The sequence below is a fragment of the Tenacibaculum halocynthiae genome, from assembly GCF_964512825.1.
Classification (GTDB): domain Bacteria; phylum Bacteroidota; class Bacteroidia; order Flavobacteriales; family Flavobacteriaceae; genus Polaribacter; species Polaribacter halocynthiae.
Genome location: NZ_CAZELG010000010.1, coordinates 52,642 through 59,676 on the forward strand (window position 1 = coordinate 52,642; position 7,035 = coordinate 59,676).

At 26.5% G+C, this 7,035-nt stretch carries 9 protein-coding genes (1 of these 9 only partly in view); all 9 read right to left on the reverse strand.

All coding sequences use genetic code 11. From position 1 onward, the window contains the following. Positions 1-433 precede the first annotated feature (433 nt). The gene (locus ACKTTQ_RS02565) at positions 434-1,111 is read right to left on the reverse strand and encodes a hypothetical protein (RefSeq protein WP_408048310.1); all 678 of its coding nucleotides are present in this window, start codon (positions 1,109-1,111) and stop codon (positions 434-436) included. Positions 1,112-1,129: 18 nt separating this feature from the next. Next, positions 1,130-1,621 (reverse strand): DUF3592 domain-containing protein, encoded by a 492-nt coding sequence (locus tag ACKTTQ_RS02570; RefSeq protein ID WP_408048311.1) that lies wholly within the window; start codon positions 1,619-1,621, stop codon positions 1,130-1,132. Positions 1,622-1,710: 89 nt separating this feature from the next. Next, on the reverse strand, positions 1,711-3,306 hold the full coding sequence (locus tag ACKTTQ_RS02575) for a S8 family serine peptidase (RefSeq protein WP_408048312.1): 1,596 nt from the start codon (positions 3,304-3,306) through the stop codon (positions 1,711-1,713). 259 nt (positions 3,307-3,565) lie between these two features. Then, the gene (locus tag ACKTTQ_RS02580; protein ID WP_408048313.1) at positions 3,566-3,997 is read right to left on the reverse strand and encodes a hypothetical protein; all 432 of its coding nucleotides are present in this window, start codon (positions 3,995-3,997) and stop codon (positions 3,566-3,568) included. 627 nt (positions 3,998-4,624) lie between these two features. Next, a complete protein-coding gene (locus ACKTTQ_RS02585; protein WP_408048314.1) occupies positions 4,625-4,798 on the reverse strand; it encodes a barstar family protein in 174 nt (57 codons plus the stop codon). 25 nt (positions 4,799-4,823) lie between these two features. Continuing rightward, positions 4,824-5,438, reverse strand: a complete 615-nt coding sequence (locus tag ACKTTQ_RS02590; protein WP_408048315.1) for a hypothetical protein — start codon at positions 5,436-5,438, stop codon at positions 4,824-4,826. Positions 5,439-5,606: 168 nt separating this feature from the next. Further along, positions 5,607-6,173, reverse strand: coding sequence for a hypothetical protein (locus tag ACKTTQ_RS02595; RefSeq protein WP_408048316.1), 567 nt, complete (start codon positions 6,171-6,173; stop codon positions 5,607-5,609). 50 nt (positions 6,174-6,223) lie between these two features. Next, positions 6,224-6,922 (reverse strand): hypothetical protein, encoded by a 699-nt coding sequence (locus ACKTTQ_RS02600; protein ID WP_408048317.1) that lies wholly within the window; start codon positions 6,920-6,922, stop codon positions 6,224-6,226. A 72-nt stretch (positions 6,923-6,994) separates the two neighbouring features. After that, on the reverse strand, positions 6,995-7,035 hold the 3' end of the coding sequence (locus ACKTTQ_RS02605) for an STM3941 family protein (RefSeq protein WP_408048318.1). Its footprint extends 538 nt past the window's final position; the window shows 41 of its 579 coding nt (coding positions 539-579); the start codon falls outside the window, past its right edge — the gene reads right to left on this strand; the stop codon is at positions 6,995-6,997.

Below are 7,035 nucleotides of genomic sequence, written 5' to 3' on the forward strand. Positions count from 1 at the left end.
TTCGCATCACTAATAAAAACAACAGTATAAAGTCACCAGAGGTAACTTTATACTCCATAAAGGTTGATTTTGTATTTATTCCTGTTTTCTGAAATTATTATTTTGGTAATAGTAATATATTTTACAATATTTTTTTTATAAAAATATTATATCCAAAGAGTTATATAACAGGAAAAACACCCTAATATAGCTAAAGGGAAACCCTTAAAAGAATGTTAAAGGATTAAAATTGTAGATTTTAGTGTAAACATCTAAAACTTTTATCAAAAACCAGAAACTTAAAAAAGCTTTAAATGAATTGAAATACAATATTTATGTAAGGGGTTATAGGAAATGATAATGAAGCTCCAAAATATGAAGTTTAGGAGCAAGTTTTTAGTAATTGTTTTGTGTAAGAAATATTATATAATTACAGATACTGTGCCCTAAAATGTTATTTTAATTTAAATAATTCAAATTGATAATCTTTTCCTAACCAATTTAATCGTAGGAATACCGAATTCTGATTGTTTTGTAAAATTTCATATTTGTAAACATCACCTTTTTTACTTATTTCTCTCTTAATCGGATCATTACTCTCTTTAAATAATAAGTCAAATTCACAATTTTTTTTCCATTTTATTTCAAGCAAAGAATAAGTTCTTCCATTTTTCATTCGCTCAAGAAACATATTATTTGAAATTGTTACAAATGTTGTGTCCAAAACTTTAGGGTTTAAACTAGGCGTTAAGTAATAAAATTCACCTTTTCTCAATTTACTACATTTTAGGTCAGATTGTTTTTTTACTTTCTTTTCATTTCCAATAGTGCCAGTAGTAAATGTATTCAAGGCATATTTACATTCTAAAATTAACTTAGCACCAATTTTATTGCCAATTTCCACCATGTTTATTTCTTCAATTGTTTCTGCATTGTAATGTTTTTTTATTTCTTTGATATTATTAATTATTATATCTTCAAAACATGGAGCCAATTTATTAGGGTCTTTTATTTGTTTTTTCTCAAGACATTGACAAAGTTCGGTGGAAAGTTTATCATGAATATCTTGAGAATAGATAATATTATTAGAGCTAATTAGAAAAAGTATTAAAAAAAAGATATTTTTTTTCATTTTGTTAGTAGTAGTCATTTAAAAATCAATTTGTATAATGTTTAATAAACTTAAAGTTCCTATCGTTAGGAATACTATTCCGACTAAAATAATTAATATTAAACTAAAATAATTAAAATCTTTTTCATTTAGTATAACAAATTTTTCAGGTTTATTTTTGTCATATAATACTGAAACTGATTTATTAAGTTTTTCTTTATAAGTTCTAATTATACTTAAATCAGTCGATGCATAATAATATGGTTTTTCTTTTATTTGATGTCCATTTTTGGTTTTAAATTCAATTATTGGTACTTTATGACTATCTTCGTCCGATTCATAGTATAATATTCTCCCAACGCTTTCAATCCCTTTTTTTTGGATGTTAATTATGAAAAACCATGTATCTATTCCAATTATTGTAGTAAAAAAACCAAGAATTAAAACACAAATCAGTGGCTTGTAAAACATACCAAAAATGAAAAAAATCAAGATCGGTATTTCATATTTTTTATTATTTAATAATCTCATTTAATTTTTTGTTGTTGGTTGTTTTTTGTAATTCAGACGCCATTAAAAAAGCATTATACGCATTAATAATTTTACCTGATTTACTTAGTTCAGTGAAGGGGGGGGCTTTTTTTTATATCATTTTCATCGATTATGGTAACAGGAAGGTGAAAAGTACTACCTGATTCCATAAGTATATTTTTCAATTGGTTTGCCTTAAGATTAGGGAAATAAGACCATATTAAACCTGCTAATCCTGACACCATTGGAGCTGCTAATGATGTTCCTCTTGAAAATTTAAATTCGTTGTCTTCTTTTGTGGTGTAAATTTTTATTCCAGGAGCAAAAACATCTACTGTCTTTTTTCCATAATTAGAAAAGCTTGCTCTCAGATTTTTGGTCAATTCATAACTGCTTGCTCCAACAACAATAAAATTATCAACTAGCTCTAAATCATTTAAATAATCATTTGGGTAGTATGTGTTATAATCTGTATTAAAAGCATTATTTCCAGCTCCATGAACCAAAAGTACATCCTTACTTTCAGCATATTTCATAGCTTCTAAAATCCATTTTTGATTTAACGATAGTTTTTTACCCCAACTCATATTAACTATTTTAGCACCATTATCAACTGCGTACCTAATTGCTAAAGAAATATCCTTATCATGTTCGTCACCAGAAGCAACCATAACAATTGGCATAATTTTAATGTTTTTTGAGAATCCCTTAGCTCCAATAACTCCTGATACAACAATAGAATGATTGAAAGGAACTTCCCCATAAACTATATTATTTCCGTAAATAGAATCTTTGATGTCATTTGAGTTATCACCCATAATTGCTCGTTCGTTATAGTTTAAATCAAAAGTAGTATTGAGCATTTCTTCAAACCACTTTATATAATGTTTATACAACTCTATTGTATGATCTTTTAACTTTGCAGACTTTAAAAAGCGTGCATGTGAAATAACTGTAGAATCTTTCGATGATTTAAGTATTTTCTCAAGATGACTAATATTAATATCTTCTTTTTTTGTTATTTCTTGTATAGTTTTTGTAGCTACTGGAAATTTATTTATAGATCCTTTAAAATAAAGGATAGAGGATTCTAATCCTTTTATTTCATTTTTGTAAGCAATCTTGGCTTTTAGGTATAACCTATAGTTTGGTAATTCGTTCTTATTAATTTCAGTAGAATCTTTTAATTCAAATTTTTTTTGGTATTTTTTAATAATTCGTACGATTTCAGAACTTTGATACTTTAAATATTTTCCATTAGGGTTACCTAAAAAGTTCCACCCATTTATATCATCAATATATCCATTGCCATCATCATCTATTCCATTATTAGGAATTTCATCTTTATTTACCCAAAGTTGTCCTTTTAAATCAAAATGATGAATATCTATCTTGGTATCAATAACTGCAACAATTATCTCTTTTCCTTTACGTCCGTGCAATAAATTAGATTCATATAATTTATCTAAACTAATTCCAGGAATTGTATCCTTCTCATAATCTTTATGATACCAATCTTGTAGTTCTTGATTAGATAAATATGTTGTTTTTGAAATTACGTTTTTATTTATAGGTGTTTTTTTATTTTTCTGACAATAAGAGTAGCTTATTGATAACATAAAAAAAACAGTTAAAAAGGCTCCTTTTGCATTCATATTAAATTTATTTGTATTCAACTTATTCATTTATTTTTTATATTCATATGTGCATTTCTGTTTACACTAGATCTAATTACAACTAGTATTGCTCCATATTAGTCATAAGATTTGTTTAAAATCAAATTTTTGTTTTTTGAAATCTTCTAATGTCATATTTAGTATTGCCTACTTCGTTTTGACTAAGCTGTGTTTTAATACATAGTTAGTTTTTAAGCCCTAGTATGTATTGTTTTATAATATATTTAATTTCACAAATGTCTTTTTTTGGTTGGTTTTCTATCAGCAGCTAAGTAAAACATCCAAACCCATGGATTATTTTTAGTTTCAAAGTGAAATGTATATTTATGAAGTAATTTTTTTTATACATTCCTTTCGGGTGTTTTAAAATTACTATTTCTTGAGTTTCTATATAATCTATTCCAACGAATTTTGGGTCTTTCTTTTCAGTTTCAATCCTGTTACCTTGAACATCATAGGCTGAGCTTCCCTTTAATCTAAAAATGGAAGAATAGGGTGTTTTATAAACACATAAACTATTATTATCACCTTCTAATTTTCCTTTCCATTTTTTAGGTAGTTTTAAAGTAAAATTTCTTAGATTATCATATATAGAAATAGAGTCCTTTATCAAATTGCTATTAAAATCTTTAAAAAGACTGTCAACTTGAGCATTACAAATAAACGATGTTAAAAAATAAAATAGTATACAAATTTTCATTCAATTAATTACAACGTGTTTGTATATAATTTGTAAGGTGAGAAAATTTTGAGAATTTTCTGGCAGTTACAAATTATATTAAAGTGTTATGTTTTTCAATTTTTGCTTAAATATAGTAATTAATTATACATTATGTTGTACAGCGTTTTATTAGTTCAGACAAGGTTTTATTGAATTCTGATAATGTTCAATTCCAATAATTTTTTCTTTTTTGTTTTTCCACCTAATTAAGGAGAAAGTAGTATCCGATTCTTTAAACATTCAGTTTTCTAATTGATTATTTTGATGTCTGTCAATTCCACTTTCTAACAAATAATAAGTCAATATAGAAGCAAATACAGAGTTTATTAAAAACAGTTTAAAATATTTTTTCTTTTTTAAACCGTATAGAACTCCAGCAATTATTAAATTGATTATTAATACAAGAGGAACATAAACTACAATTGCTGTTGAAATACTTGGAGCGGGATCTATTTTGTAAATCCATAATCAAATTAACACAAAATAAATTATTCCAAGTACTAATGTTTTATTAAACAATCATATAATTTAGTTTGCGGTCTTTGAAAATTTCAAGTATTGAACTTCCATAATCTATATTGTTTTTTTTAGCCTTTTTTGATTGATTCATTTTTTATTAAAACTATCAAAATCAAATAAGTATATTTTTGTTTTTCTTATGCTTTCTTCACTTATCTCAATTAACATATCATCGAGTGCATCTAAATTACTTCCCATATATCCTCTATAGCCTAAAAATTTATCTCCCAAATAGCAATAGAAATCTAACATAGTTTTCATATTTCTACGGTTTTACCAGACGTTATTATGCTAATTCTTCTGAAACAATTTCTATTTTAACTCCATTTTCGTTAATTCCCCAAATTTGTAAAGTATCAAACCCATTTCTTTTCACTTCTTCAAAGTCAATTTTTTTACCACTTATCAATTCTATTTTTCCATTTGAATCAACACCCTCTCTAAATTCATCCTCGTAGTCAATTCCGTAATAAGTTGATATTATTAATTCAAACCTCTCATTACCATTTTCAGAAGTGTATACATTTTCTGCATTTCTGTTTTTTATTTGTTCTTCTGAATATTTATCACAAAACATTGCGTTATAACCATGAAAACAACCGTCAAATAATAAAAATTCCTCTTCATTTGAAACATCAACAGCAATTATTTTCGAAGGTGCAAATTCCGTTTGAATAATTAGGTTTTTGTATTTGGAATGAAGTTCTCCGTAATATTTTATTCTGAAAATTTTTCCGCCAGATTTTGTTTTCAATTTTCTTCTCCATTCGTGTGAATAAAGTTTTTCGGGATTAATTATATTTTCAACGTTATTCTCAAGAAAAGTTGGGCTTAAAATTCCATTTTCTGTTGTGTTAATTGAATTTTCCTTTTTTTTCTTAAAAATATTAAATATTCCCATATTTAGATTTTGAGTGTTTTTTAATGTGTGGTAACGTGTTTGTATATGGTTTGTTACGTGGTTTAATCAACTAATTTAGTAAATAAATACTGACAAAGAAAATCCGCGAGGATTTTCGTAAGTAAGCGTTTTACTAGCAATAAATTATATATGGTGTTGTGGGTAGTTTTAATTTATTTTAACCTCATATTTCAGCTCTTTTTTCCCATCTAAATAAAGCTTTATTTCAAATTCTTTTTCAAATTCCATAAACCAACTATCTGCTTTGTAGTATTCACAAATTTGTTTAACTATTTTGCCAATAATAGCCATTAGAATTATTTTGATGTCGTTTTTGTGTTTATTAAAGTTTGGAAATATTCCTAACATATTCCATTTTTGTTTTTCAATTTTTCCAGCATTAGGTTTGTATTTCACATTGCGAGAATTTCTATTTTCTGAATCATATTCAACTGAAGCTAAAGCATCGTTTTTGTTAGAATCAAATTCAATTCTAATTTCTGTAATTACTTCAGGTTCCCTAATAAATATTATTCCACCTGCAAATGTATTGTGAACGTAAATTCTTCCTTTGTTATTTAAATAATATTCAAAGTCTTCATTCAGTAATACTCTTTCATTTTCTGTAAGGTCAGGAAAAATAATTCCAGAAGCTATTTTAAAATCTTTAGATAATTTTTCTCTGGATAATTTATGAAAATCTAATTCTTCTATTTGACTAAGTATTGAGTTCATTTTTAATTACTTACGTTCCAGCTAAAAAGTGTTGCTGTCCAGCAGGGCAGCTATGATTTTTTAGCCATTATTAGCTTTTCGTTTTTTATTCTTTCGTTTATTCTATGTTTATCTAGCTTTTCAGGTTCTATCAAGTTGTTGTTTTTAATGAAATGATAAACTCCTTGAAATAGTTCTAGACATTCATTTAAATACTCTTTTTCGATTTCCTTATTTCCATCTTTTTCTAAATAGTCTAGACACCTTTTTACAAATACAGTAGCGAAATCAAATTGCTTCCCCTGAGATAAGGATATTATGTGAGTGATATATGTTGCAAACTCATACTCTGGAATGTTTCTTTTAAAATATCTTAAGGGAACATGTTTATTTATTCGTTCTATATGATAATCTATATTAAAATTAATTGGAGACCAATCTAAAAATAAAAATTCATCTCTATGTTCTCCATTTAGATCCGTTAATTCTGTGTAGTGTCCAATTGGTACGTCACAATCTGGTCCGTAAAGCTTTTTTGAATAGATATTTATTTTAGTAGCAATTAAAGGGGTATTGTCTTTGTCTATTTGGAATTCATATCTCCCAAATTCATATATCAAATCAGCTTTATCATGTCCATCTAAGAAATCGACACCAAGTTCTTTGTCAAATTCAATACAGGCATCTATTTCTCCTTTTACAGATTCTAACGCTTTCTTTTTAAGAGAATACTTTTCTACAATGAGTATGAATTGGTTCTTAATATCCATTTTTTTTAATGAAAGCTAACGGCTTTGTATAAGATTAGTTGCGTGTTTCAAGCAACTAATTTACTAGATTAATCACGAACGGCGAAATTCCGAAGGGATTTCCCAAGTGAGCA

What these genes read in the sequence shown, in the direction of transcription:
- ACKTTQ_RS02580 (WP_408048313.1), bottom strand. Translation starts at nt 3,997, where the DNA reads ATGAAAATTTGTATACTATTTTATTTTTTAACATCGTTTATTTGTAAT.
- ACKTTQ_RS02595 (WP_408048316.1), bottom strand. Translation starts at nt 6,173, where the DNA reads ATGAACTCAATACTTAGTCAAATAGAAGAATTAGATTTTCATAAATTA.
- ACKTTQ_RS02575 (WP_408048312.1), bottom strand. Translation starts at nt 3,306, where the DNA reads ATGAATAAGTTGAATACAAATAAATTTAATATGAATGCAAAAGGAGCC.
- ACKTTQ_RS02585 (WP_408048314.1), bottom strand. Translation starts at nt 4,798, where the DNA reads ATGAAAACTATGTTAGATTTCTATTGCTATTTGGGAGATAAATTTTTA.
- ACKTTQ_RS02600 (WP_408048317.1), bottom strand. Translation starts at nt 6,922, where the DNA reads ATGGATATTAAGAACCAATTCATACTCATTGTAGAAAAGTATTCTCTT.
- ACKTTQ_RS02565 (WP_408048310.1), bottom strand. Translation starts at nt 1,111, where the DNA reads ATGAAAAAAAATATCTTTTTTTTAATACTTTTTCTAATTAGCTCTAAT.
- ACKTTQ_RS02570 (WP_408048311.1), bottom strand. Translation starts at nt 1,621, where the DNA reads ATGAGATTATTAAATAATAAAAAATATGAAATACCGATCTTGATTTTT.
- ACKTTQ_RS02590 (WP_408048315.1), bottom strand. Translation starts at nt 5,438, where the DNA reads ATGGGAATATTTAATATTTTTAAGAAAAAAAAGGAAAATTCAATTAAC.